The following is a 25,170-nucleotide window of genomic DNA, read 5'->3' on the forward strand; positions in this document are numbered from 1 at the left end:
GTGGGTGGCGGTGGGCGCCTGCTTCTTCATGCTGAGCGACGCGCTGCTGGCGATCAACCGGTTCGTGTCGCCGCTGCCGCTGGCGTCGCTGTGGGTGCTGGCTACCTATTACGCAGCGCAGATGTTGATCGTGCGGCACATCCGTCGACCGGGGGCCTGACTTTCTCCCTCCCCTTCCGGGGGAGGGCGGGGGTGGGGGCAAGCGGCGCATCCATCGGGCGCTCTGCCCGCCCCCATCCCAGCCTTCCCCCAGAGGGGGAAGGAGCAAGACCCCGACCTACTCAGCGCAGCGCTGAATCTCCACCGTCGAGTGCCGGATCTCCTCGTGCATCGAGAAGCACGCCCGCACCTGATCTGCGGTGAGCGTGGCCGAATGCGTCACCACCGTGAGCGCGCAGGCATAGGCATCGCGGCCGACGCGCCAGACGTGCAGGTCGGCCACGCGGGTTTCGGAATCGGCCAGCATCGTCTCGACGCCTTCGCGGATTTCTTCGGTGACGGGGTGGTCCATTTCGCGGTCGAGCAGGACCTTGCCGGTTTCCTTCAGCAGGCCCTTGGCCCAGACGGCGACGAGCACGGCGCCGACGATGCCCATGGCCGGGTCGAGCCAGGACCAGCCGTAGAACCAGCCGCCCAGCAGCGCCGCGATGGCGAGCACCGAGGTGGCGGCGTCGGCCACCACGTGCAGGTAGGCGGAGCGCAGGTTGAGGTCGTGGCCATGCGCGTGATCGTGGTGGTCATGACCGTGGTGGTCATGACCGTGGTGGTCGTGCCCATGGCCATGGTGATCGTGCGAATGCCCCAGCAGCCGCGCGCAGACCAGGTTCACCAGCAGGCCCAGCACCGCGATCGAGATGGCTTCGGGGTAGTGGATGGCCACGGGCGACCACAGCCGCTCCAGCGAACCGACCACCATGAGCGCGGCGACGCCGAGCAGCAGCAGCGCGCTCGCGAAGCCGCCGAGCACTTCGATCTTCCACGTGCCGAAGGCAAAGCGCGGGTCGCGGGCGTAGCGCCGCGCGGCGGCGTAGGCAAAGGCGCTCAGGCCGATGGCCAGCGCGTGCGAGCTCATGTGCCAGCCGTCGGCCAAGAGCGCCATGGAGTTGAACCACCAGCCGGCGCCGATCTCGACCACCATCATGGCGGCCGTGATCCACATCACGAGGCGGGTGCTGCGTTCGGCGGCGGCGTTGCCGGCGCCGAAGTGGTGGTCGTGCTGCCAGGCGCTCAGGTCATGGGTGTGCATGGAATTCTCTTCAGGCTCCGAAAAGGTCTTGTCCGTCCGAGCGGCTCGACGGCGGCGTCACGCCCAGGTGGCGATACGCCGCGAGCGTGGCGATGCGCCCGCGCGGTGTGCGTTGCAGATAACCCTGCTGGATGAGGTAGGGCTCGATCACGTCTTCGATGGTGTCGCGCTCTTCGCCGATGCTGGCGGCCACGTTGTCCAAGCCGACCGGGCCGCCATCGAAGCGGTGGATCACGGCTTCGAGCAGCTTGCGGTCCATGAGGTCGAAGCCCTGCGGGTCGACGTCGAGCATGGCGAGTGCCTTGTGGGCGATGTCTTCGGTGATGCGGCCGTCGCCCTTCACCTCGGCGTAGTCGCGCACGCGGCGCAGCAGGCGGTTGGCGATGCGGGGCGTGCCGCGCGAACGGCGCGCGATCTCGAAGCCGCCGGCCGCGTCGGTTTCCACCTTGAGCAGGCGGGCGCTGCGGGTCACGATGAGCGCCAGCTCTTCGGGCGTGTAGAACTCCAGCCGCGCCACGATGCCGAAGCGGTCGCGCAGCGGGTTGGTCAGCATGCCGGCGCGGGTGGTGGCGCCCACCAGCGTGAAGGGCTGCAGGTCGAGCTTGATGCTGCGCGCCGCGGGGCCCTCGCCGATCATGATGTCGATCTGGTAGTCCTCCAGCGCGGGGTACAAAATTTCCTCGACGACCGGGCTCAGGCGGTGAATTTCATCGATGAAGAGCACGTCGTTCGGCTCGAGGTTGGTCAGCAATGCCGCCAGGTCCTTGGGCTTCTCGAGCACCGGGCCCGAGGTCTGGCGCAGGTTGACGCCGAGTTCGGCCGCAATGATGTGCGACAGCGTGGTCTTGCCCAGGCCCGGCGGGCCGAACAGCAGCACGTGGTCGAGCGCCTCTTTGCGCTTGCGCGCCGCGCCGATGAAGATCTCGAGCTGCTCGCGCACCTTGGCCTGGCCGACGTACTCGTCGAGCAGCTTGGGCCGCAGGGCCCGCTCGATCGCCTCCTCGTTGGGCGAGGCCGGGGCGGCGGACACCACGCGTTGCGGGGCGGGGGCGAAATCGTCGGTCTGGATGGTCATTTGGGGTGGGTGTTCACAGACGAGTTTAGTCCGCGCGCTGCGCCGGGCCGCCCCAAGCAAGCGAGCGCCCCCTCGGGGGGCAGCGAGGACACGAAGTGCCGAGCGTGGGGGCCATTTTTCACGCTGGCAGAATGCCTGTAGAACATAACAAGAGAGGGAAGTCAGAACGTGTCCATCTACGAACTGAAACCGCGTTTCCAGGCCTTGCTGCGACCGCTCGTGGTCCGGCTGCATGCGATGGGCGTGACGGCCAACCAGGTGACGCTGGCGGCCTGCGCGGTGTCGGTCGTGCTCGGGCTCTGGCTGTTCTTCGCCGCCCCCTCGCTGGCCGCCTTCGGCCTGATCCCCGCCTGGATGTTCCTGCGCATGGCCTTCAACGCCATCGACGGCATGCTGGCGCGCGAACACCACCAGCAGAGCAAGCTGGGCGCCTTCCTCAACGAACTCACCGACGTGGTCTCCGACGCCGCGCTCTACCTGCCCTTCGTGCTGGTGGTGCCGTTCGCGCCGTTCTGGGTCGGCACGGTCATCGTGCTGGCCGGGCTGAGCGAATTCGCCGGCGCACTGGGCCCGACCGTGGGCGCCTCGCGCCGCTACGACGGGCCGATGGGCAAGAGCGACCGGGCCTTCGTGTTCGGCGCGCTCGGGTTGTATGTCGCCCTTGGCGGGCCGCTGCCAGGCTGGACGGCGCTGCTGATGCCGTTGCTGGCTGCATTGGTGGCCTGGACGGTCGTCAACCGCATCCGCCGCGCACTGGCCGAAGCGCCCGCCGCCTGAAACACCCCCACACAAATAAATAGAAAAGAACCCGCTCATGACCCTTTCCGCACCCCGCGTCGCCGCCGAGCACCACTTCCGCACGCACGACGGCGAATCGCTGTTCTACCGCCACTGGCCGGCCACCAGCGGCGCACGGCGCGGTGCCGTGCTGCTGTTCCACCGCGGCCATGAGCACGGCGCGCGCATGGCGCACCTGGTCGATGAGCTGAACCTGCCCGACTTCGACTTCTTCGCCTGGGACGCGCGCGGCCACGGCCGCTCGCCGGGCCAGCGCGGCTACAGCCCCAGCTTCGGCACCTCGGTGCGCGACGTGCAGACCTTCGTGCAGCACATCGCCGCCGCGCACGGCGTGCCCGAGCACGACATCCACGTGGTGGCGCAGAGCGTGGGCGCGGTGCTGATCTCCACCTGGGCGCACGACTACGCCCCCAAGGTGCGCGGCCTCACGCTGGCCTCGCCGGCCTTCAAGGTCAAGCTCTACGTGCCGTTCGCACGGCCGGGGCTGGCGCTCATGCACAAGCTGCGCGGGCTGTTCTTCGTGAACAGCTACGTGAAGCCGAAGTTCCTCACGCACGACCCCGAGCGCATCGAGAGCTACAAGAACGACCCGCTGATCTCGCGCCCGATTGCCGTCAACATCCTGCTGGGCCTGTACGAGGCAGCCGACCGCGTGGTGGCCGACGCCAATGCCATCACGCTGCCGGTGCAGCTGCTCATCTCGGGCGCCGACTGGGTGGTGCACCACAAGCCGCAGCACCAGTTCTTCGACCGGCTGGGCAGCGCCGTGAAGACGAAGACGGTGTTGCCGGGCTTCTTCCACGACACGCTGGGCGAGAAAGACCGGGCGCCCGCGGTGGCGTCGATCCGCGAGTTCATCCTGCAGCGCTTCGACGAGCCGGCCGTGCCGGTCGACCTGCGCGAGGCGCACCTGAGCGGCCACACGGCCGACGAATCGCGTGCGCTGGCCGAACCGCTCTCGCCGCTGTCGCCGCGCGGCGCCTACTGGGCCATGACGCGCGGCGGGCTGCGCGTGGGCGGCGCGCTGTCCAGCGGCGTGGCGCTGGGCCACGCCACCGGCTTCGACTCGGGCAGCACGCTCGACTACGTCTACCGCAACCAGCCGCAGGGCAAGGGCGCACTGGGCCGCTCGGTCGACCGCACCTACCTCGACTCGATCGGCTGGCGCGGCATCCGCCAGCGCAAGGTCCACGTGGAAGAGCTGCTGCGCATCGCGATGGAACGGCTGGTCGAAATGCACCGCGAGGTGCGGCTCATGGACATCGCGGCCGGCCACGGCCGCTACGTGCTCGACGCGGTGCTGGCCAGCCCGGTGAAGGCCAGCTCGGTTTTGCTGCGCGACTACAGCGACATCAACGTGCGCGACGGCACGGCCCTGATCGCCGAGAAGGGCCTGGAAGACGTCGCCCAGTTCGTGCAGGCCGACGCCTTCGACCGCGTGAGCCTCGCCAGCGTCACGCCGCGGCCCACGCTGGCCGTGGTCTCGGGCCTGTACGAGCTGTTCCCCGACAACGAGATGGTGCGCCGCTCGCTCGCGGGCGTGGGCGACGCGGTGGAAGACCGCGGCTACCTGGTCTACACCGGCCAGCCGTGGCACCCGCAGCTCGAAATGATCGCCCGCGCGCTCACCAGCCACCGCCAGGGCGAAGCCTGGGTGATGCGCCGGCGCACGCAGGCCGAGATGGACCAGCTGGTCGAAGAGGCGGGCTTCCGCAAGATCGACCAGCGCGTCGACGAATGGGGGATCTTCACGGTGTCGCTGGCGGTGCGCGTCGCGCAATGACCGCCCGGCTGGCGCCCCGGCCGTGGAAACGCGCCGCCGCGTGGCTGGTGTTTTTGGGGCCGCTGTTCTACGCGACCTACGGCTTCGCCAACTGGTGGGCCACCACGCGCGCCAGCGTGCCCTCGATGGCCTTCGACTGGGAGCGGCAGCTGCCCTTCTGGGCCTGGACGATCTTTCCGTACTGGACCATCAACGTCTTCTACGCGCTGTCGCTGTTCCTGGCGCGCGACCGCCACACGCTCGACCGGCATGCGCTGCGGCTCGTGAGCGCCACGCTCATCGCCTGCACCTGCTTCATCTTCTGGCCGCTGCACTTCAGCTTCGGCCAGCCGCCGGTGGAGGGTGCGCCGGCCTTCCTGTTCAACGCGCTGCGCGGTTTCGACCAGCCGTACAACCAGGCGCCCTCGCTGCACATCGCGCTGGCCGTGATCCTGTGGGACTGGTACCGGCGCTTCATCCGGCCGTTGTGGGCGTGGCTCGTGCTGCATGTGTGGGCCTTCGCGATCTGCGCCTCGGTGCTCACGACCTGGCAGCACCACTTCATCGACATCCCGACCGGCGCGCTGCTCGGCATCTTCTGCGTCTGGCTGTGGCCGATGGCGCGCCGCGTGTCGATGCTGCGCGCATGGCGCCTGGCGCGCGATCCGCAGCGGCTGAAGCTCGCGGGCTTCTATGCCGTGGGCGCGGCGCTGTGCCTGGGCGCAGGGCTGGCAACGGGCGGCGTGGCGCTGTGGCTGGCGTGGCCTGCGGCGGCGCTCGCGCTGGTGGCGCTCAATTACCTCGGCTTCGGCGCGCGCGGCTTCCAGATGGACGGCCACGGCCGCATGGGTTGGGCGGCGCGCTGGCTGTTCGCGCCCTACCGCTTGGGCGCGACTTTCAATGTGTGGCTCTGGACGCGCAAGCTGCCCGCCTCGGTCGAGGTGGTGCCGGGCCTGCGCCTGGGCCGTCGCCCCACGCAGACCGAATGGCTCGCTGCCGGCCAGCCCCGGCTCGTGAGCCTGTGCGCCGAGCTGCAACTGCCGACCGGCGTGCCGCCCACCCATGCGCGCTGCGTGCCGCTGCTCGACCTCGTGGTGCCGCCGCCCGTGCGCCTGCGCCGCGCCGCGGCCGTCATCGAAGGCCAGCGCCGCGCCGCGGCCGTTGATGGCTCGGCCGTGTGGGTCTGCTGCGCGCTGGGCTTCTCGCGCAGCGCCGCCGCCGTGATCGCCTGGCTGGGCCGCGACCACGGCCTGGCGAGCGCCGAAGACACCGTGCGCCGCGCACGCCCGCAGATCGTGCTGCGCGCCGCCTGGCGTGCCGCACTCGACCCCCTTGGAGGACCTTCGCGCCATGACTGACAACGAACGCGCCACCTGCACCTCCCTGGCCGGCCTGTTGCGCGCAGCGGCCGCGCTCGCCCTCTGGGGCTTCGCGCTCACCTGCATCGCGGCGCTGGTGCTGGCGCTCACGCTGCGCGCGCTGTCGAACACCGCCATCCTGGCCTTTGCCGCGGTGATGGTGCTGGGCGTGCTCGAACGCTACTGCGCCTTCCGGCTGCGGCTGGACCAGGCGCTGTTCGAAGGCCTGGCCAACGGCCAGATCGCTACCTTGGGCGCGCTGGACAACGCGCTCTCCGTGCTCGGGCTGCGCGACCCGCCGCCGCACCCCAGCGCCCGCGCGCTCGCCGACCGCGTGCAGGGAACCCGCCAACTCATGCAGCGCCACGCCATCGTGATCGCCTGCCAGAACGCGCTGTTCCTCCTCGCTCTCATGACACAGGAACTCGCTTGAACAACAACGACAACGGCACCAACAAGAACGACAGCAGCAACGGCATCAGCAGCAGCAGCGACAGCGCCCGGCCCAGTGCCATCGTGCGCCGCGGGCTCGCGGTGGTGGCGGGCAAGCTCATCATCGGCGCGGCCGGCCTGCTGACCGGCGTGCGCGCCCTCTGGTCGGGCACCACGCCCAAGGCCGAGCAGACGCTGTACTTCGCCAACCACACGAGCCACGGCGACTTCGTGCTGCTGTGGGCCACGCTGCCCTCCGACCTGCGCGCGCTCACGCGGCCCGTGGCCGGGCAGGACTACTGGGAGGCCTCGAAGCTGCGCAACTTCATCGGCAAGGACGTGTTCAACGCGCTCATGATCCGCCGCGACGGCTCCGGCCAGGGCGGTAACCCGGTGGACCAGATGAAGGAGGCGCTGGAAGGCGGCGACTCGCTCATCATGTTCCCCGAGGGCACGCGCAACACGGGCGACGACATCCTGCTGCCGCTCAAGAGCGGCCTCTTCCACCTGGCGCGCGCCTGCCCCACCGTGCGGCTGGTGCCGGTGTGGATCGAGAACCTGAAGCGCGTGCTGCCCAAAGGCACGCTGGTGCCGATTCCGCTGGCCTGCACGGTGCGCTTCGGCGCGCCGATCCAGCTCGAAGAAGGCGAAGACAAGGTCGCCTTTCTTGCCCGCGCGCGCACCGCCATGCTCGACCTGCGCCCTGAGTACGACCGCATCGAACCCAACGGAGGGACCACCTCGTGATCGAACTCTCTCCCTTCGCCTGGACCACCTTCAAGCTCTTCGGCGGCGTCTTCGGCGTGCTGGTGCTGGCCTCTTCGATCGGCGCGCTGCTCAAATGGCGCGTGGCGCACGGCCAGCCGCACTCGGTGATCGACAACCTCAACTCGCGCGTCAACGCATGGTGGGTGATGGTGGCGGTGATCGGCCTGGCCTTTGCCTTCGGCAAGGGCGGCGTGATCGTGCTGTTCTACCTGATCTCGTTCTATGCGCTGCGCGAGTTCATCAGCCTGGCCTACACGCGGCGCGGCGACCACGGCGCGATCGCGCTGGCCTTCTTCGTCGCGCTGCCGGGCCAGTACTTCCTGATCTGGATCGACTGGTACGGGCTGTACTCGATCTACATCCCGGTCTACGCCTTCCTGCTGCTGCCGATTTTGGCGGCCGTGGGCGGCGACACGCAGCGCTTCCTGGAGCGCACCTCGAAGATCCAGTGGGGCCTGATGGTGTGCGTGTTCTGCATCAGCCACGTGCCGGCGCTGCTCACGCTGCAGATTCCGGGCTTCGAGGGCCGCAACCTGCTGCTGATCGCGTTCCTGGTCATCGTGGTGCAGGGCAGCGACGTGCTGCAGTACGTGTGGGGCAAGCTCTTCGGCAAGCGCAAGGTGGCGCCCGAGCTGTCGCCCTCGAAGACCTGGGAAGGCCTGATCGGCGGCGTGGCCAGCGCCACCGCGATGGGCGCCGCGCTCTACTGGGCCACGCCCTTCAACCCGTGGCAGGCCGCGCTCATGGCCTTCATGATCTGCCTGCTGGGCTTCTTCGGCGGGCTCGTGATGTCGGCCATCAAGCGCGACCGCGGCGTGAAAGACTGGGGCTCCATGATCGAAGGCCACGGCGGCATGCTCGACCGGCTCGATTCGGTGATCTTCGCAGCGCCGATCTACTTCCACGCGCTGCGCTATTGGTGGGTGCCGTGAGCCCGGCGGCGAAGAAGACCGCGGTCAAGACCGACCGCATCGTCGACGACACGCCGCTGGAATGCGCCGACGCTGCGGCCCTGCTGCGTTGGTACAAGAAACACCATGCGAGCCACGCCGGCATCTGGCTGCGCATCGCGAAGAAAGCCAGCGGCATCGCTTCCGTCGACCACCCCGACGCGCTGGAGATTGCGCTGTGCTTCGGCTGGATCGACGGCCAGCGCAAGAGCCAGGACACGCAGTTCTTTCTGCAGCGCTTCACGCCGCGCACCGCGCGCAGCATCTGGTCGAAGATCAACCGCGACAAGGTGCTGAAGCTCATCGACGACGGCCGCATGCAGCCCGACGGCCTGTCCGAGGTGGAACGTGCCCGCGCCGACGGCCGCTGGGACGCGGCCTACGACGCCGCCAGCGTGGCGACCGTGCCACCCGACCTGCAGGCCGCGCTCGACGCCAACCGCAAAGCCAAAGCCTTCTTCGCCACGCTCGATGCGCGCAACCGCTATGCGGTGCTGTTCCGCACGCAGGGCGCGAAGAAGCCCGAGACACGCGCCCGTCGCATCGCGCAGTTCGTCGAGATGCTCGCCCAAGGCGAGAAGATCCACCCCTGAGCCTGCGCGTTGCTGTGCGGGCCGTTCATTGCGGCTCGGCGCCGGCCGCGATGAGCGTGAGCCGCTCCGGATCCACGATGCGGATGCGCTTGTAGCTCATGTCGATCACGCCTTCGGCGACCAGCCGCCCCAGCTCCTTGTTGATGGTCTGGCGCGACAGCCCGAGCATCGCCGCGAGGTCGTTCTGCGACAGGCGCACGGGCAGGCTCGCCGCCGCCTTCACCTGCATGCCATAGAAACGGATCACGCTCGTCAGCGTGGCGGCCACCCGCGCACGCACGGAGTTCAGCATCTGGCCCTGCAGCAGCATCACGCTCAGCCGCTGGCGCTGCAGCGCCAGCTTGGCCACGTCGCGCCACAGCACCGGTTCGGCGTCGAGCAGCGCGATCACGGCATCGCTCGGCAGGTGGACGATCACCGAATCTTCGTGCGCGTGGTAGTCGTAGGGCAGCGGCACGTCGGCCAGCAGGCGCACCAGCGGCGCCACCTGGCCGGGGCCGAGCAGCGCGTTGACGTACTTGCGCCCCTGCGGGTTCATGTTGCTGATTTCCAGACAGCCTGACACCACCGCCAGCAGCTCGCGCTTGCGGCGGTCGCTCGCCAGGACCTGCGTGCGGCGGCGGTAGCGCACCAGGCGCGCCGACTTCATGAGTTCGGCGCGCAGCGCGTCGGGCCAGTGCGAGAACACCTCGTTCCAGCGCAGCGCGCGGTCGAGCAGCTCGGCGCACGACTCGGCGTCTGGCGCGTCTTTGGGGGTGGAAACAGTCGATCGGGCCAGCGGGTTCTCCCTGCCTTGATGTTCACGAATCTGTCAAAGCGTTGACAGATTCGGCGGGTCTTCATTTCTATCGTAAGCCCCGGACATCGACAAGCACACAAGCGGCACGCCGCACCCGGAGACAACACCCAATGAAGAAGACAGCCACCGCGGGCCTCGCGCTCGCGGCCTCCACCCTTGCGTTCGCGCAAAGCACCGTCACCGTCTACGGCACGGTCGACCTGTACGTGGCGCACGCCAGGTCGGGCGCCGCCTCGTCGACGCGGCTCGAGGACGGCGGCCAGACCGCCTCGCGCCTGGGCTTTCGCGGCACCGAAGACCTCGGCGGCGGCATGGGCGCGCACTTCACGCTGGAGAGCGGCTTTGCGCCCGACACCGGCAACGGCACGCTGCCCGGCCCCGCGATGTCGTTCAGCCGGCAGTCCTTCGTCGGCTTCTCGGCGCCGTGGGGGCAGATCGACGCGGGCCGCATGTACACGCCGATGTTCTATGCGCTGTTCAAGGCCGACCCCTATGGCCTGAACTCGGTGTTCTCGCCCATCAACCTGGTGGCCGCCACCGACGCGCAGACGGGCCTCACGCCCTTCGCGGCCCGCGCCAGCAACATGGTGCGCTACCGCACGCCGGCCAGCATGGAGTTCTTCGCCGACCTGGCCTACGCGCCCGGCGAATCGAGCGCACCGAGCCACCAGAGCGGCAACGTCTACGGCGGCAACATCGGCTGGGCGCGCAAGCCGTACTACATCGCCTACGCCTTCCAGCGCGCACGCTCGGGCTCGGCGGCGGCGCCCGTGGCCTCGCCCGCCACCACGACCTACCAGGCGCTGACCGGGTCGTACGAGCTGCCGTCGATCGGCCTGCAGCTGTACGCGAGCTACGTGCGCAACGCGTCGAGCCTGCCGAACGTGCCGACCGCGAAGCTCGTGAACCTGGGCGCCACCTACAACGTGACGCCGGCCTCGAACCTCATCTTCGGTGCCACGCAGCGCAAGGTGGCCGAGAGCGAACGCTCGCAGCTGGCGTGGACGCTGGGCTACGACTACTACCTGAGCAAGCGCACCGTGGTCTACGCGCGCTGGCTGCGCCTGCTGAACCGGCACGGCGCCTCGGCCTCGCTCGCGACCATTCCGGTGATCGCCAACAGCGGCAACGACGTGCGCGTGCTCGCCACCGGCATCCGCCACAACTTCTGACTTTCGACATGCCCATGGACTTCTTCTCTTCGCAAGCCGAATCCTTGTCAGCCCTGTTCGCGCCGCGCTCCATCGCGGTGGTCGGCGCCTCGTCCAACGCGCAGAAGATCGGCGGCATCCCCGTCGACTACCAGCGCCGCTTCGGCTTCGAGGGTGCGCTGTACCCAGTCAACCCGAACGCCGACCGCATCCAGGACCTGCCGGCCTTCCCGAGCCTGCGCGCCATCGGCCAGCCGGTGGACCTGGCCATCCTCGCGGTGCCGTCGGCGCTGGTCGACGGCGCGCTCGACGACGCCATCGCGGCGGGCGTGAAGGGCGTGGTGCTGTTCTCCTCGGGCTTCGCCGAGGTGGGCGCCGAGGGCGCGGCGGCGCAAGCACGGCTTGGCGACAAGGCGCGTGCCGCCGGCGTGCGGCTGGTCGGTCCCAACTGCCTGGGCTTCATGAACGTGGCGCGCCATGTGTACGCGACCTTCTCGCCGGCGCCCGGTGTGGGCCGCGTGATGCCGGGGCGCATCGGACTGGTGAGCCAGTCGGGCGCGTTCGGCGCCTATGCCTACGCGATGGCGCGGGCGCGCGGCGTCGGGCTGTCGCTGTGGGCCACCACCGGCAACGAGGCCGACGTGCAGGTCGCCGACTGCCTGGCCTGGCTCGCACAGGACCCCGACACCGACGTGATCATGGCCTACATGGAAGGCTGCCGCGACGGCCCCCGCTTGCGCGCGGCGCTGGCCCTGGCGCAGGCCAACGGCAAGCCGGTGGTGATGGTCAAGGTCGGGCGCACCGCGCTGGGCGCCGAGGCCGCGGCCTCGCACACCGCCGCGCTGGCGGGCGACGACGCGGTGTACGACGCCGTGTTCCGCCAGTATGGCGTGCTGCGCGCGCGCAACCTCACGGAGTTCTTCGACCTGGCCCACAGCGCGGCCGTGGCGGGCCGCCCGCGCGACCGCTCGATCGGCCTGTTCACACTCTCGGGCGGCGTCGGCGCGCTGATGGCCGACGAGGCCTCGGCGCAGGGCCTCGACGCCCAGCCGCTGAGCGAGCCCGCGCAGGACACGCTGCGCAGCTGGGTGCCCTTCGCGGCGCCGCGCAACCCGGTCGACATCACGGGGCAGGTAACCAACGACATGACGCTCATCGAGCGCACGGCGCGCGTGATGCTGGACGACCGCGGCTTCGCGTCGTGGATGGGCTTCCTTGCCGCGGCGGGTGCGTCGGATGCGTTCTGGCCCGTGCTGCGCTCGCTGGTGACTTCGCTGCGCGAGGCTTATCCCGACACGCTGCTGGCGGTGAGCACGCTGCTGTCGCCGGAGCGCCGCGCCGAGCTCGAGGCGATGCGCTGTCTGGTGTTCGCCGACCCGTCGGATGGCATCCGCACGATCGCTGCGCTGGCGGGGCTGAAGCCTGGGGCGGCGGTGGCCGCAACGCCTGCATCGATTGCCGCATCGTTGACGCTCTCGCCCGGCACCATGTCCGAGCCCGACGCGCTCGCGCTGCTCGCCGACGCGGGCGTGCCCGTCGTCGCGCACCGCGTGGTGCGCAGCGCCGACGAAGCCGCGGCTGCCGCCGAGGCGCTCGGCGATGCGGTGGTGGTGAAGATCGTCAGCGCCGACATTCCGCACAAGTCGGACGTCGGCGGCGTGGCGCTCGGCCTGCGCGGCGCGGCGCAGGCGAGCGCGGCCTTCGAACGCACGCGCGATCACGCACGCACGGCGCGGCCTGATGCGCGGCTCGATGGCGCGCTGGTAGCGCGCATGCTGACGGGCGGCGTCGAGTGCATCGCGGGCGTGCACCGCGACCCGGTGTTCGGGCCGGTGCTGATGTTCGGCCTGGGCGGCATCCATGTCGAGACGCTGCGCGACGTGTCGCTGCGCGCATTGCCGATCACGCGCGACGACGCATTGGCGATGGTGCGCGAGCTGCGCGCCTTCGCGATCCTGAACGGCGCACGCGGCCGGCCGCCGGCGGACCTCGATTCGATCGCCGATGCGCTGTGCGCGCTCGCCGACTTTGCACAGCGCGCGGGCGACTCGCTCGACAGCGCCGAGATCAACCCGCTGATCGCACGCCCGCAGGCCGAGGGCGGCTGCGTGGCGGTCGACGCGCTGGTCGTCGGCCGCGCGCCCTGACCAATAACAACCACCGGAGACATCGCATGACGACGACATCGAAGAACGGCCTTTCGCGCGCACTCGGCCTGGCCGCGGCGCTGGCCCTCGCGGCAGGCATGGCAGCGGCCGCCACGGAGGCGCCCTTCCCCTCCAAGCCCGTGCGCATCATCGTGCAGTACCAGGCGGGCGGCTCGACAGACATCCTCGCGCGGCTCGTGGCCGAGGGGCTGTCCAAGCGGCTGGGCCAGCCGGTGGTGGTCGAGAACCGCAGCGGCGCGGGCGGGATCATCGGCACCGACTACGTCGCCAAGAGCCCGCCCGACGGCTACACGCTGCTGCTCACGGTGCCGGGCCCCGTCACGGCAAACCTCGTGCTCTACAGCAAGCTGCCCTACGACCCGCGCACCGACCTGCGCATGGTGTCGGACATTGCCACCACGCGCACCGTGCTGGCGGTGCACCCCTCCGTTCAGGCCACCGACTTCAAGAGCCTCGTCGCCACCGTGAAGGCCACGCCCGGCAAGTATTCGATGGGCTCGTGGGGCCCGGGCACGCAGCCGCACCAGGTGCAGGTCTACATGGACAAGGCCTACGGCCTGCAGACGATGCATGTGCCCTACAAGGGCGAGAGCCCGATGGCGATCGACCTGATCGGCGGCGTGATCCAGATGACCGTGGGCTCCATCACCACGCTGCAGCCGTACATCAAGGCCGGCAAGCTGCGCCCGCTGGCCGTGGCCGGCACCCGGCGCGCCCGCGCGCTGCCCGACGTGCCGACCTTCGCCGAGCAGGGCTACCCCGACGAGGTCTACGCCATGACCGGCCCGACCTCGCTGATGGCGCCGGCCAAGACGCCCGACGCCGTCATCGAGCGCCTGGGCCGCGAGGTCAGCGCGGTGGTGCGCCAGCCCGAGGTGAGCCGGCGCATCGAGGAGCTCGGCGCCGAGCCCGTGGGCAACCTGCCGCCCGAAGCCACCGCGGCCTACAAGGCCTTCCTGCCCGTGACGCTGAAGCTCACGCAGGCCACGGGCGTGAAGCTCGATTGAACCGTCTCTGCACACCCTCTTTTCCGAACCCCAGCTCCGAGGTCTTTCTCATGAACGCTCCCGTCTCCGCTCCCGACATCGCCGTCGCCCGCAAGGCGCTCGCCCGCTCCATCGGCCTGGCCGCCTTCGTCTACGGCTATCCGCTCACCGAGACCTACCGCACCTGCGCCATGCAGACTGCGCCGCGCGCCGAACGCCGCAGCGGCGCCTCGGCCGGCTCCGACGTGCGCGCGCCGATGAACACGCTGCACCACGCGCCGCGCCCCTCCACCGACCAGGACCGCGACGTGGTCACGCCCGCCAACGACCTGCTCTACACCATGGCCTGGCTGCACCTGGCCGACGGGCCGATGCTGCTCACGGTGCCGGCGGCGTCGCGCCATCCGGGGCGCTACTTCGTGCTGCCGCTGTACGACGCCTACACCGAGAACTTCGAGAACCTGGGCCCGCGCAACTGCAACCCCGACGGCGAAACCGTGGTGCTCGTGGGCCCCGGCGGCGCCGTGCCTGAATCGCTCGCCGCCCACCGCGTGGTGCACTGCCCGACCAACCTGGTCTGGCTCATCGGCCGCATCCTCGTGGGCGACGAAAGCGACTGGCCAGCTGCACGCGCGCTGCAGTCGGAGATCCTGCTCGCGCCCGCACCCGGCACCGTGCTGCAGGGCCGCCCGGCTGCCATCGCGCAGTGGGCCGGCCCGCACGAAGACGCCATGGCCGCCGCCTTCGAGCACGGCGAGTCGGCCGCAGAAGTGGCGCCGCGCTTCTTCACCAACGTCTGTCATGCGCTGGCCGAGGCGCCGGGCCGCGTGGAAGACCGCGGCCTCGTCGCGTGGTTCGGCCAGGGCGGGCTGCTGGCGAACGCCGCGTTCTCGTGGGACGCGCTCGAAGCACCGCTGCGCGAAGGCCTCATCGAAGGCTTCGCCGAGGGCGTGCAGCTGGTCGGCGCGGTGGGCCGCAACCGCCGGCCCAAGCCCTGGTCGATGACGCCGGCCACCGGCCGCTACGGCAACGAGTTCCTCGGCCGCGCGCGCACCGCCTACCTGGGCCTGGGCGCGCTGGCCACCAGCGAGGCGGTGTACGCCGCCGCGCACCACGACGCCAAGCAGGAGCCGCTGGACGGCCAGCACCGCTATGCGATGCGCTTCGAGGTCGGCGACCTGCCGCCCGCGGACGCCTTCTGGTCGGTCACGCTGTACGACACCGACCGCTTCCTCTACCCCAACGAGATCCGCCGCCACGCCATCGGCGACCGCACGCCCGGCCTGAAGCGCGGCGCCGACGGCAGCCTCGAGCTGGTGGTGAGCCACGCGCGCCCCGCCGATGCCGCCAACTGGCTGCCCGCACCGGCCGGGCGCTTCTACCTGATCCTGCGCATGTACTACCCGCGCGAAGGCGTGCAGAGCTGGCGCATCCCGGCCTTGCAGGCGCAGCAGGACTGAGCACGATGCAGCCGCACACCGACACCCTGCACGCCGTGGCCGAAGAGGCCGTGGTCTACGCCTACCCGCTCTACGAGATGTGCCGCATGCGCGCGGCCACCTCGCCGCAGCGCACCGACGCCGCCGGCGAAGCGCCGCGGCCGCAGCGCTGGTGCAACGTGTTCACGCACGCGCGCCAGCTGCTGCGCGCGGGCAAGAGCCGCGTCGTCACGCCGAACAACGACACGCTCTACACCAACGCCTGGCTCGACCTGGGCGAGGGCCCGCTCGTGATCGACGTGCCCGACACCGCCGGCCGCTACTACGTGCTGGGCCTGCTCGACTTCTTCACCAACCCCTTCGCCCACCTCGGGCAGCGCCTCACGGGCACGGCGGCGCGCTCCTTCGTGGTCACGCCGCCGGGATGGCGCGGCAAGCTGCCCGCCGTGTTCGATGCGCCGGGCGCGCGCATCGAGGCGCCCACGCGCTGGCTGTGGATCATCGGGCGCCTGCTGGTCGACGGCCCGCAGGACGTGCCCGCCGTCAATGCGCTGCAAGACGGCTTTCTCGTGCGCACGCTGGTCGACTGGCAGGCCGGCCGCGCTTCGAAGCCGCGCGCCTTCGATCCGGCCTGCGACCCGAAGGCACCGCTCACCGCCGAGCACTTCGCCGCGCAGGTGAACGCGGCGCTGCGCGACAACGCACCGCCGGCTGGCGATGCGGCGCGGCTTGCGCGTTATGCCGCGCTCGGAATCGGCGCCGGCGCGGGCCCACTCGACGACGGCCAGCGCGCCGCGCTGCAGGCCGCGCTCGACACCGTGCTGCCGCGGCTGCGCGAGGCGCAGTCGGGCCGCACCACGGCCTCGGGCTGGGTGCAGATGCCGCTGGTGGAAGGTTCCTTCGGCGACGACCACCTGGCGCGCGCGCTGGTCGCGCTCAAGTACATCGGCATGCTCGAAAGCCGCGAGGCCACCTACCCCATGGCCTGGTACGACGCCGCAGGCGAAGCCCTCACCGGCCAGCGCCGCTACACGCTGCGCTTCGCGCCCGACGCGCTGCCGCCGGTCGACGCCTTCTGGTCGCTCACGATGTACGACACGCGCGACTACATGCTGGTCGACAACCCGATCGACCGCTACGCCATCGGCGACCGCACGCCGGGGCTGCGGCGCGATGCGGACGGCGGGCTCACGCTGCACATCCAGCACGCGCGTCCCGAGGGTGAGGCCGCGCTCGCCAACTGGCTGCCGGCGCCCGAAGGCAGCTTCTACCTCTGCCTGCGCGCCTACGTGCCGCGCGCCGAACTGCTCGACGGCCGCTATGTGCTGCCGCCTCTCACCGCTACCAAGGATTCCGCATGACCGCCACCGTTGAAAAACCCCAAGCAGCAGCAGAAGAAGAAAAAGAAAAGCCCTTCCTCATCGTCGGCACCGGCACCGAGACCGTGGCGCCGGGCCTGCACATCCTGCGCGGACAGGGCCAATCGTTCGTGGCCGAGACCGACGCGGGCCTGGTCGTGATCGATGCCGGCCCGGGCGGCTCGGTGACGCAGGGCATGATCGATGCACTGCGCCAGCTCAGCGATGCGCCGGTACATGCGCTGTGCTTCAGCCACGGCCACATCGGCTACAACGCCGGCGTGCCGATGTGGCTGGCCCATGCCGCCGCGCGCGGCGATGCGCCGCCGCGCATCATTGCGCACCGCCACGTGCCGCGCCGCCTGGCGCGCTACGGCGAAACGATGGCCCTGCAGCACCGCATGGCCGAGATCCAGTTCAACCGCCCGCCGGGCTTCTTCGACCACCGGCTCGTGACGCACCCGCCCACCGAGACCTTCGACGACGTGCTGCAGATCGGCGAGGGCGAGCGCCGCATCGAGCTGCGCTGGGCGCCGTCGGAAACCGACGACGCGATCGCGCTGTGGAGCCCGGCGCAGCGCGTGCTGTACGGCGGCGCGGCGCTGATCGACTCCATTCCCAACATCGGCACGCCCTTTCGCACGATGCGCGACACGGTGCGCTGGGCCGACACGCTGGAGGCGCTGGCGGCCTTGAAGCCGCGCAAGGCGGTGCGCGAATTCGGCGCCACGCTCGAAGGCGAAGACCAGGTGCAGCACGTGCTCGGGCACACGGCCCGCGCGCTGCGCTGGCTGCGCGCCGAGGTGGTGCGGCTCATGAACGAGGGGCTCAACGAGCGCGACATCCTGGCGCGCATCCGCTTCCCCGACGAGCTGTTCGCGGTCGACTGGATGAAGCCCACCTACGGCGACCCCGGCTACATCGTGCGCGACATCTACCGCTCGGAGAACGGCTGGTGGGACCGCAACCCGACCTCGCTGCATCCGGCCGCGCCCGAGGCCATCGGCCGCGCGGTCGCCGACGCCATCACCGACAAGCGCGGCGTGATCGACCAGGCGCGCAAGCTGGCGGCAAGCAAGCAGTGGCAGCTCGCGCTGCATGTGATCGACCTGCTCGCCACCGCCGAGGGCGACGCGCTCGAGATCGCCGAGGCGCGTTCGCTCAAGGCCGAATGGCTGCGCGAGCGGGCGCGCGAAGTGCCCAGTTACGTCTCGCGCAACCTGTATCGGGTGGGCGCAGACATGATCGAACAGGGCACGCAGGCGCGCTTCGGCATCCGCTGAAGCCTTTCCATCGGAGACACGGACCATGACAAGCACACAACAACACTTCCGCTTCGGGCTGCGCACGCTGGTCGCCTGTTCCCTGGCCGCACTGGCCACGGCCAGCCACGCACAACAGGCCGACAGCTACCCCGACAAGCCCGTGACGCTGGTGGTGCCCACCGCGCCGGCCGGCGGCACCGACACCATGGCGCGGCTGATCGGCGACGGCCTCGGCAAGATCCTGAAGCAGCCCTTCGTGGTCGACAACCGCCCAGGCGCCAACGGCATCCTCGGCAGCGAGGTGGTCGCGCGCTCCACGCCCGACGGCTACCGCCTGCTGTTCACCTACGCCGCGACGATGGTGGTGAACCCCAGCCTCTACAAGAAGCTGCCCTACGACCCGCTGAAAGACTTCGTGCCGATTGCGCAGGTCGGGCGCGGCGGCAACCTGCTGCTGGTGCGCAAGGACCTGCCGGTGAAGACCATTCAAGAGTTCGTCGCCTACGCCAAGGCACGGCCCGACAAGCTCAGCTACTGCTCGTGGGGCGCCGGCTCGGGCGGCCACCTGGCGATGGAAAGCCTCAAGAAGCAGGCCGGCCTCGTGATGACGCACGTACCCTACAAGGGCAGCGGCCCCTGCGTGCAGGACTTGGTGGGCGGCCAGGTGGATGCGGCGTTCGCCGACATCTCGTCGACCGTGGAGATCGTGCGTGCCGGCCGCATCCGGGCGCTGGCCAACAGCGGCCCGTCGCGCATCCCGATGCTGCCCGACGTGCCGACCATGACCGAGAGCGGCTACCCCTTCACCACCTACGCCTGGTACGGCCTGATGGCGCCGGCCAAGACCCCACCCGCGATCGTGAAGAAGCTCAACGAGGCCGTGAACCAGGTGCTGCGCGACCCCGCGGTGGTGCGCCGCATGTACGAGCTGAACTTCAACGACCTGCCGCAGAACACGCCCGACCAGTTCGCCACCACCATCCGGAACGACCTGCGGGACTGGGGCGCGCTGGTGAAGGACATCGGCCTGACGCTCGAGTAGGCGCCCAGGCCGGCCTGACCAAGGGTTAGCAACGTGGTCGGCCGGCGGCGCTTCCCACACACTGCGCGCTGACAGGCACGGTTTCTGCTCATCGGTGGGGCGATGGCAACTGCGCCAGCGCGCACCATGACCGAGCTCCTTCATTTCAGCCGACAACTCACCGCCGAAGCCCAGGCCCAAGCCTCGGGCGTGGGCAGCTGGAAACAGCACTACGAGCAGCTGTCGAACGGCCGCTTCGAGGGGCTGTCCGAAGACCTGCACCTGGATTTCGTGCAGGTGTTCCACGAACACGCCAACCAGACGGTGCTGCAACACGGCCTCGGCCGACCGGGCGCCCTGTGCCTGGCCGTGATCGACGTGACGGCCCCGGGCAGCTGGTACTGCGGCCATGACCTCGACGGGCGACGGCTCATTGCGCTGTCGCCGCAGCGCGAGTTCGAGCTGCTGGCCGGTGCCGGCATGGACCTGATGGCCGTGTGCGTCGACACCGAACCGCTGGCCGACCTGGCCGCCACGCTGTTCGGCCCCGACTTCGCGCTGCGCATGCCGGTGCCCGCGCCGGTGCAGCACCCCGGCTTCGACGAGACCGCCTTCACCCGCCTGCTGGGCGCCGCCCTGTCGCTGGCGCGCGACAACCTCGCGCAGCTGGAGCAGCCGGCCGCGCGCCACATGCTGTCGCTGTCGCTGGCCGACGCGGTGCTGCAGTGCATGGGCTCCGAGGCCTTCGAGGCCCGGCTGCCCGCCAGCTCGGCGGCGCGCCGCCACATCGTGGCAAAGGCGCGCGAGTACATGCAGGCGCACGCCGACGAGCCCATCAGCGTGCCCGACCTGTGCGCGGCCACGGGCGTGTCGCGCCGCTCGCTGCAGTACGCCTTCGAGGACGTGCTGCACCTGAGCCCCGTCACCTACCTGCGCGTGATGCGCCTGAACCGCGTGCGCTGCGAGATGCAGGCCTGCCGCGGCGACACCATCGGCGACATCGCCGCGCGCTGGGGCTTCTGGCACCTGTCGCGCTTTGCCATCGACTACGCGCGCCTGTTCGGCGAACTGCCATCGGCCACGCGCGCGCGATGGTTTGCCAAATCTTGATAACGCCTGCGCCGGCGGCGCTCTTAACTTCGCGGTTGTCCACCACAACATGCGAAGAAGGATGCAGCCATGCGCAGCAGTTTCCACCGAACGCCGGTCCGCGGGGCCGCGCGGCGTCTCCTGGGCACCGCCCTGGCCTCTGCCCTGGCGCTCGCCCTCGGCACCCTGAGCACTGAGCCGGCCCGGGCCCACGGCGGCGCGGCCCACATGGTGCCGCTGAAGAAAACGGTGGAAGACTTCGGCGGCACGCTGCGCTGGGACAGCTTTGCCAACGTGTTCACCGTGGCGCGCAACGGCACGCTGGTGCGCCTGAAGCCCGGCTCGAAGACGGCGCTGGTCAACGGCCAGCCGATGCAGCTCGACGTGCCCGTGACGATGCGCAAGGGCGCGGCCTACGTGCCGCACGATTTCGTGAACCAGGTGTTCCAGTCCAGCCTGGACACCACCTTCGTGGTCGAGCGCGTGCCCAACCCGCTGAACCCGCTCACCGAGGCCGAGATCAAGACCGCGCTCGACGTGCTGAAGGCCTCGGGGCGCTACAAGACCGGCCTGCGCTTCACCGAGATCAGCGTGAAGCGCCCGCCCAAGGACGAGGTCTGGAACTTCGCCCTCACCGGCCAGCCCGTGCGCGCGCCGCGCCAGGCGGCGTTCGTGGCGCTCGACGGCAAGAAGGTCATCGAGGGCACGGTCGATCTCGCGGCGCGCACGCTCACCGCGTGGAAGCCCATCGAGGGCGCGCACGGCATGGTGCTGCTGGACGACTTCGCCACCGTGCAGACCGCCATCGAGGCCAGCCCCGACTACGCCAAGGCGCTCGCCACGCGCGGCATCGCCGACGTGAAGAAGGTGGTCGCCACGCCGCTCACCGTGGGCTACTTCGACGGCAAGGATTCGCTGCGCCAGGAAGACCGCCTGCTGAAGGTGGTGAGCTACCTGGACGTGGGCGACGGCAACTACTGGGCGCACCCCATCGAGGGGCTGGTGGCGGTGGTCGACCTGGAACAGAAGAAGGTCATCAAGATCGAGGACGGCGGCCTCGTGCCCGTGCCGCTCAAGCCCACGCCCTACGACGGGCGCGACCGCGCCGCCACGCCCGCGCCCAAGCCGCTGGAGATCACCGAACCCGAGGGCAAGAACTACACGATCACCGGCCACACGATGCACTGGCGCAACTGGGACTTCCATGTGCGGCTCGACTCGCGCGTGGGCCTCGTGCTGTCCACCGTCACGTACAACGACAAGGGCACGAAGCGCAAGGTGATGTACGAGGGCTCGCTGGGCGGCATGATCGTGCCCTACGGCGACCCCGACACCGGCTGGTACTTCAAGGCCTACCTCGACTCCGGCGAGTACGGCATGGGCACGCTCACCTCGCCCATCGAACCGAACAAGGACGCGCCGCAGAACGCCGTGCTGCTGGACGCCACGCTGGCCGACTACACCGGCGCGCCCACCAAGGTGCCGCGCGCCATCGCCGTCTTCGAGCGCTATGCCGATCCCGAGTTCAAGCACCAGGAGATGGGCAAGCCCAACATCAGCACCGAGCGGCGCGAGCTGGTGGTGCGCTGGATCAGCACGGTGGGCAACTACGACTACCTGTTCGACTGGGTGTTCGCCGAGAACGGCACCATCGGCATCCACGCGGGCGCCACCGGCATCGAGGCCGTGAAGGGCGTGAAGGCGCGCACCATGCAGGACCCCACGGCCGCCGAAGACACGCGCTACGGCACGCTGCTGGACCACCACATCGTCGGCACCACGCACCAGCACATCTACAACTTCCGCCTCGACCTCGATGTGGACGGCGAGCAGAACACGCTCACCGAGGTCGACCCCGTGGTGCTGCCCAACACGCGCGGCGGCCCGCGCACCAGCACCATGCAGACGGTGCAGCGCACGGTGCGCACCGAGCAGCAGGCGGCGCAGAAGTTCGACCCCTCGACCATCCGCCTGCTGAGCAACCCGGCGAAGAACAACAAGGTCGGCAACCCGGTGTCGTACCAGCTCGTGCCGTACGCGGGCGGCACGCACCCGATTGCCAAGGGCGCCAACTTCGCGAAGGACGAGTGGATCAACCACCGCCTGAGCTTCATGGACCGCCAGCTCTGGGTCACGCGCTACGACCCCGAGGAGCTGTTCCCCGAAGGCAAGTACCCGAACCGCTCCAACAAGGACACGGGGCTGGGCCAGTTCACGGCCGACAACCAGGAGATCGTGAACACCGACAACGTGGTGTGGCTCACCACCGGCACCACGCACGTCGCGCGCGCCGAGGAGTGGCCGATCATGCCGACCGAGTGGGTGCATGCGCTGCTCAAACCGTGGAACTTCTTCGACGAGACGCCGACGCTGGGGCTGAACCGGCCGGCTGCGAAATGACAGCAGCGAACGACGCGGCCATCGGCCGCTACGAAGACCTGATGACGCTGCCGCCCGCGCTGCAGGCGCCGACCTACCGCCACATGGACCGGCTCTACGCGACGCGCACGATCCGGCGCGGCACACACGTGCATCCGCTGCCCGAGGGCACGCCGTTCGATGCGCAGCGCTTCGGCATCGACGGCTTCATGGCGCGCAACCACACGGCCGGGCTGCTGGTGCTCAAGGACGGCCATGTCGTGCTCGAGCGCTACGCCATGGGCAACGACGCGGCGACGAAGTGGCTGTCGTTCTCGGTCGCGAAATCGCTGACCTCCACGCTGGTCGGCGCGGCTGTGAAAGATGGCCACATCGCCAGCCTCGACGACCCGGTCGTGCGCTACCTGCCCGCGCTGCGCGGCTCGGCGTATGACGAAGTCACGGTGAAGCAGGTGCTGCAAATGAGCTCGGGCGTGGCCTGGAACGAGGACTACCTCGACGCCGACTCCGACCGGCGCCAGCTGATGCGCGTGCAGCTCACGCGCGAAAAGGGCGCGGTGCTGAAGTTCATGGCGCAACGCCCACGCGTGGCACCGGCGGGCACGCGCTTCAACTACAGCACCGGCGAAACCTGCCTCGTCGGCGAGATTTTGGCCAGCGCGATCCGCCGGCCGATCAGCGACTACCTCTCGCAAAAGATCTGGGCGCCCTTCGGCATGGAGGCCGACGCCTACTGGCAGCTCGATGCGGTCGACGGCCAGGAGTTCACCGGCAGCGGCGTGAACGCCACGCTGCGCGACTTCGGCCGCTTCGGCCTGTTCGTGCTCGGCGGCGGCGTGGCCGGCGGCCAGCAGGTGCTGCCCGACGGCTGGGTGGCCGATGCCACGCGCGTCGATGCAGCCAGCCACCTCGCGCCCGGCACGCTCGCGGGCTTCGAACCGATGGGGTACGGCTACCAGTGGTGGACCTTCCCGACCGGCGCGAAGGCACTGCCCGCGCTCGACGGCGGCCTGTTCGCCGCACTCGGCATCTTCGGCCAGCAGATCTACATCCATCCGAAGGAACGGCTCGTGGTTGCGATCCACAGCACGTGGCCGGCGCCGATCCATCCGCCGAGCCTGGTCGAAACCGATGCGCTGCTCGGCGCACTGACCGCCGCGCTGCGCACCTGAACAGAGCGTGGCACCCGCCACGCTCTACGCTTCAGGAGAAGATCACCTGCGCGTCGGTGTACTCCTTCAGCCCTTCTTCCGCGAACTCCACACCGAGCCCCGAGGCCTTCACGCCGCCGAAGGGCGCGTTGGGCTGGATGGCGCCGTGCTTGTTGATCCACACCGAGCCGCATTCCAGGCGCGACGCGATGCGCTTCGCGTGCTCGATGTCCTTCGACCACACGGAACCGCCGAGGCCGTTCTCGCTGTCGTTGGCGGCGCGGATGGCCTCTTCGACATCGGTGTAGCGAATGATGGGCAGCGCGGGCCCGAACTGTTCTTCGTCGACCAGCGCATCGCCGTTCTTCAGGCCCGCAACGATCGTCGCGGGAAAGAACAGGCCCTCGCCCGGCTCGCCGCCGGTGAGCAGCTGGCCCTTGGTCTTCGCGTCGGCCACGAGCCGCGCGACCTTGTCGAACTGCATGCGGTTCTGCACCGGGCCGAGCACGTTCTTCTCGTCCATGCCGTCGCCCATCGGCACCTGCTTCGCAAAGGCCGCGAGGTGCTCGCACACGTCGTCGTGAATGCTCGCGTGCACGTACAGCCGCTTCATGGCCGCGCAGGTCTGGCCGTTGTTGAGGAACGCGCCCCAGAACAGGCCTTCGGCGATGGCCTTGGGGTCGGCGTCGGGCAGCACGATGCCGGCGTCATTGCCGCCGAGCTCGAGCGTGAGCCGCTTCATGGTGCTGGCGGCCGACTGCATCACCTTCTTGCCGGTGGCGCACGAGCCCGTGAACACGATCTTGCGGATGACGGGGTCGCTCGCCATGTCGGCGCCGAGGTTCGAGGTGCGGTCGTCGCAGCTCACGCTGTTGACCACGCCTTCGGGCAGCACCTCGTTGAGCAGCTCCACGAAGCGCAGCGTGGCCAGCGGCGTGTACGGCGAGGGCTTGATGACGACCGTGTTGCCCGTGCGCAGCGCCGGCAGCACGTGCCACACGGCGATCAGCACGGGAAAATTCCACGGCGTGATCGAACCGACCACGCCCACCGGCTTGCGGAAGATCTCGACGTGGCCCTGCGCGTTGTCCTGCAGCACACGCGGCGGCAGCGACAGTGCCGCGGTGGCGCCGGCCCAGGCCGCGGCGCCGCCCAGCTCCCAGCGCGAACCCAGGCCGTTGAGCGGCTTGCCCTGCTCCAGCGTGAGCAGGCGCGCCAGCTCCTCGGCGTGCGCGCCGATCTTCTCGGTCACGGCGCGGCAGGCCGCGGCCAGTTCGTCGTCGGATTGGCGCGACCAGCTCGTGAAGGCTTTCTGCGCGGCGGCCACGGCGGCGGCGAGGTCGTCGCGCGAACCGTTCGGCGCGGTGCCGATCACCTGGCCG

At 70.0% G+C, this 25,170-nt stretch carries 22 protein-coding genes; 18 read left to right on the forward strand and 4 right to left on the reverse strand.

Annotated elements, in window-relative coordinates:
* Window positions 1–160, forward strand: a 160-nt coding sequence (locus AAG801_RS23100; RefSeq protein ID WP_341890481.1) for a lysoplasmalogenase family protein, incomplete at its 5' end; no start/stop codon positions are given.
* 117 nt (window positions 161–277) lie between these two features.
* Here AAG801_RS23100 and dmeF read toward each other — a convergent pair.
* A complete protein-coding gene (dmeF, locus tag AAG801_RS23105; RefSeq protein WP_341890466.1) occupies window positions 278–1,246 on the reverse strand; it encodes a CDF family Co(II)/Ni(II) efflux transporter DmeF in 969 nt (322 codons plus the stop codon).
* Between the two features lie 10 nt (window positions 1,247–1,256).
* On the reverse strand, window positions 1,257–2,321 hold the full coding sequence (gene ruvB, locus AAG801_RS23110; RefSeq protein WP_099793082.1) for a Holliday junction branch migration DNA helicase RuvB: 1,065 nt from the start codon (window positions 2,319–2,321) through the stop codon (window positions 1,257–1,259).
* 168 nt (window positions 2,322–2,489) lie between these two features.
* On the opposite strand from ruvB, the gene AAG801_RS23115 reads away from it, so the two are divergent.
* The 7 genes from AAG801_RS23115 to AAG801_RS23145 all read left to right on the forward strand — a co-directional run bounded on the left by AAG801_RS23115 (window position 2,490) and on the right by AAG801_RS23145 (window position 8,982).
* Window positions 2,490–3,098 carry a CDP-alcohol phosphatidyltransferase family protein gene (locus AAG801_RS23115; RefSeq protein WP_341890467.1) on the forward strand — a complete coding sequence of 203 codons (609 nt, stop codon included), beginning with the start codon at window positions 2,490–2,492 and terminating at the stop codon, window positions 3,096–3,098.
* A 37-nt stretch (window positions 3,099–3,135) separates the two neighbouring features.
* On the forward strand, window positions 3,136–4,902 hold the full coding sequence (locus AAG801_RS23120; RefSeq protein WP_341890468.1) for a bifunctional alpha/beta hydrolase/class I SAM-dependent methyltransferase: 1,767 nt from the start codon (window positions 3,136–3,138) through the stop codon (window positions 4,900–4,902).
* Window positions 4,899–6,239 (forward strand): phosphatase PAP2/dual specificity phosphatase family protein, encoded by a 1,341-nt coding sequence (locus AAG801_RS23125; RefSeq protein ID WP_341890469.1) that lies wholly within the window; start codon window positions 4,899–4,901, stop codon window positions 6,237–6,239. The genes AAG801_RS23120 and AAG801_RS23125 overlap by 4 nt, the downstream gene beginning before the upstream one ends.
* Window positions 6,232–6,672, forward strand: coding sequence for a hypothetical protein (locus AAG801_RS23130; RefSeq protein WP_341890470.1), 441 nt, complete (start codon window positions 6,232–6,234; stop codon window positions 6,670–6,672). Before AAG801_RS23125 ends, AAG801_RS23130 begins: the two co-directional genes overlap by 8 nt.
* An 80-nt stretch (window positions 6,673–6,752) precedes the next feature.
* Window positions 6,753–7,418, forward strand: coding sequence for a lysophospholipid acyltransferase family protein (locus AAG801_RS23135; protein WP_341890482.1), 666 nt, complete (start codon window positions 6,753–6,755; stop codon window positions 7,416–7,418).
* Complete coding sequence (locus AAG801_RS23140; protein WP_099793091.1) at window positions 7,415–8,371, forward strand: phosphatidate cytidylyltransferase; 957 nt, start codon at window positions 7,415–7,417, stop codon at window positions 8,369–8,371. The genes AAG801_RS23135 and AAG801_RS23140 overlap by 4 nt, the downstream gene beginning before the upstream one ends.
* Window positions 8,359–8,982: a YdeI/OmpD-associated family protein gene (locus AAG801_RS23145; protein WP_341890471.1), complete on the forward strand. Its 624-nt coding sequence runs from the start codon at window positions 8,359–8,361 to the stop codon at window positions 8,980–8,982. Before AAG801_RS23140 ends, AAG801_RS23145 begins: the two co-directional genes overlap by 13 nt.
* A gap of 25 nt (window positions 8,983–9,007) precedes the next feature.
* Here the strand turns inward: AAG801_RS23145 and AAG801_RS23150 are convergent, their stop codons facing one another.
* A complete protein-coding gene (locus tag AAG801_RS23150; RefSeq protein ID WP_341890472.1) occupies window positions 9,008–9,670 on the reverse strand; it encodes a Crp/Fnr family transcriptional regulator in 663 nt (220 codons plus the stop codon).
* Between the two features lie 221 nt (window positions 9,671–9,891).
* Here AAG801_RS23150 and AAG801_RS23155 point away from each other — a divergent pair, with 221 nt between their 5' ends.
* The 10 genes from AAG801_RS23155 (at window position 9,892) to AAG801_RS23200 (ending at window position 23,809) form a co-directional block, all read left to right on the forward strand.
* Window positions 9,892–10,953 (forward strand): porin, encoded by a 1,062-nt coding sequence (locus tag AAG801_RS23155; RefSeq protein ID WP_341890473.1) that lies wholly within the window; start codon window positions 9,892–9,894, stop codon window positions 10,951–10,953.
* 14 nt (window positions 10,954–10,967) lie between these two features.
* Window positions 10,968–13,079, forward strand: coding sequence for an acetate--CoA ligase family protein (locus tag AAG801_RS23160; RefSeq protein ID WP_341890483.1), 2,112 nt, complete (start codon window positions 10,968–10,970; stop codon window positions 13,077–13,079).
* A 98-nt stretch (window positions 13,080–13,177) separates the two neighbouring features.
* Entirely contained in the window at window positions 13,178–14,107 is a 930-nt protein-coding gene (locus AAG801_RS23165) for a tripartite tricarboxylate transporter substrate binding protein (protein ID WP_341890484.1), read from the forward strand.
* A 50-nt stretch (window positions 14,108–14,157) separates the two neighbouring features.
* Complete coding sequence (locus AAG801_RS23170; protein WP_341890474.1) at window positions 14,158–15,546, forward strand: DUF1254 domain-containing protein; 1,389 nt, start codon at window positions 14,158–14,160, stop codon at window positions 15,544–15,546.
* A gap of 5 nt (window positions 15,547–15,551) precedes the next feature.
* On the forward strand, window positions 15,552–16,886 hold the full coding sequence (locus tag AAG801_RS23175) for a DUF1254 domain-containing protein (protein WP_341890475.1): 1,335 nt from the start codon (window positions 15,552–15,554) through the stop codon (window positions 16,884–16,886).
* A complete protein-coding gene (locus AAG801_RS23180) occupies window positions 16,883–18,166 on the forward strand; it encodes an alkyl sulfatase dimerization domain-containing protein (protein ID WP_341890476.1) in 1,284 nt (427 codons plus the stop codon). Before AAG801_RS23175 ends, AAG801_RS23180 begins: the two co-directional genes overlap by 4 nt.
* 25 nt (window positions 18,167–18,191) lie before the next feature.
* Window positions 18,192–19,190, forward strand: a complete 999-nt coding sequence (locus AAG801_RS23185; protein WP_341890477.1) for a tripartite tricarboxylate transporter substrate binding protein — start codon at window positions 18,192–18,194, stop codon at window positions 19,188–19,190.
* 126 nt (window positions 19,191–19,316) lie between these two features.
* Window positions 19,317–20,279 carry a helix-turn-helix domain-containing protein gene (locus AAG801_RS23190; RefSeq protein WP_101490449.1) on the forward strand — a complete coding sequence of 321 codons (963 nt, stop codon included), beginning with the start codon at window positions 19,317–19,319 and terminating at the stop codon, window positions 20,277–20,279.
* 69 nt (window positions 20,280–20,348) lie between these two features.
* Window positions 20,349–22,658, forward strand: coding sequence for a primary-amine oxidase (gene tynA / locus AAG801_RS23195; protein WP_341890478.1), 2,310 nt, complete (start codon window positions 20,349–20,351; stop codon window positions 22,656–22,658).
* Window positions 22,655–23,809 carry a serine hydrolase gene (locus AAG801_RS23200; RefSeq protein ID WP_341890479.1) on the forward strand — a complete coding sequence of 385 codons (1,155 nt, stop codon included), beginning with the start codon at window positions 22,655–22,657 and terminating at the stop codon, window positions 23,807–23,809. Before tynA ends, AAG801_RS23200 begins: the two co-directional genes overlap by 4 nt.
* A 31-nt stretch (window positions 23,810–23,840) precedes the next feature.
* On the opposite strand, the gene AAG801_RS23205 is transcribed toward AAG801_RS23200, so the two are convergent.
* The coding region (locus AAG801_RS23205; protein WP_341890480.1) for an aldehyde dehydrogenase family protein at window positions 23,841–25,170 on the reverse strand (1,330 nt) is incomplete at its 5' end.

The organism is Variovorax sp. YR752, assembly GCF_943372545.1.

Bases quoted from the DNA above. Each gene is read 5' to 3' on its own strand.
- dmeF (WP_341890466.1), bottom strand. From the start codon at position 1,246: ATGCACACCCATGACCTGAGCGCCTGGCAGCACGACCACCACTTCGGC.
- ruvB (WP_099793082.1), bottom strand. From the start codon at position 2,321: ATGACCATCCAGACCGACGATTTCGCCCCCGCCCCGCAACGCGTGGTG.
- AAG801_RS23120 (WP_341890468.1), top strand. From the start codon at position 3,136: ATGACCCTTTCCGCACCCCGCGTCGCCGCCGAGCACCACTTCCGCACG.
- AAG801_RS23125 (WP_341890469.1), top strand. From the start codon at position 4,899: ATGACCGCCCGGCTGGCGCCCCGGCCGTGGAAACGCGCCGCCGCGTGG.
- AAG801_RS23130 (WP_341890470.1), top strand. From the start codon at position 6,232: ATGACTGACAACGAACGCGCCACCTGCACCTCCCTGGCCGGCCTGTTG.
- AAG801_RS23155 (WP_341890473.1), top strand. From the start codon at position 9,892: ATGAAGAAGACAGCCACCGCGGGCCTCGCGCTCGCGGCCTCCACCCTT.
- AAG801_RS23160 (WP_341890483.1), top strand. From the start codon at position 10,968: ATGGACTTCTTCTCTTCGCAAGCCGAATCCTTGTCAGCCCTGTTCGCG.
- AAG801_RS23165 (WP_341890484.1), top strand. From the start codon at position 13,178: ATGGCAGCGGCCGCCACGGAGGCGCCCTTCCCCTCCAAGCCCGTGCGC.
- AAG801_RS23170 (WP_341890474.1), top strand. From the start codon at position 14,158: ATGAACGCTCCCGTCTCCGCTCCCGACATCGCCGTCGCCCGCAAGGCG.
- AAG801_RS23175 (WP_341890475.1), top strand. From the start codon at position 15,552: ATGCAGCCGCACACCGACACCCTGCACGCCGTGGCCGAAGAGGCCGTG.
- AAG801_RS23180 (WP_341890476.1), top strand. From the start codon at position 16,883: ATGACCGCCACCGTTGAAAAACCCCAAGCAGCAGCAGAAGAAGAAAAA.
- AAG801_RS23185 (WP_341890477.1), top strand. From the start codon at position 18,192: ATGACAAGCACACAACAACACTTCCGCTTCGGGCTGCGCACGCTGGTC.
- AAG801_RS23190 (WP_101490449.1), top strand. From the start codon at position 19,317: ATGACCGAGCTCCTTCATTTCAGCCGACAACTCACCGCCGAAGCCCAG.
- tynA (WP_341890478.1), top strand. From the start codon at position 20,349: ATGCGCAGCAGTTTCCACCGAACGCCGGTCCGCGGGGCCGCGCGGCGT.
- AAG801_RS23200 (WP_341890479.1), top strand. From the start codon at position 22,655: ATGACAGCAGCGAACGACGCGGCCATCGGCCGCTACGAAGACCTGATG.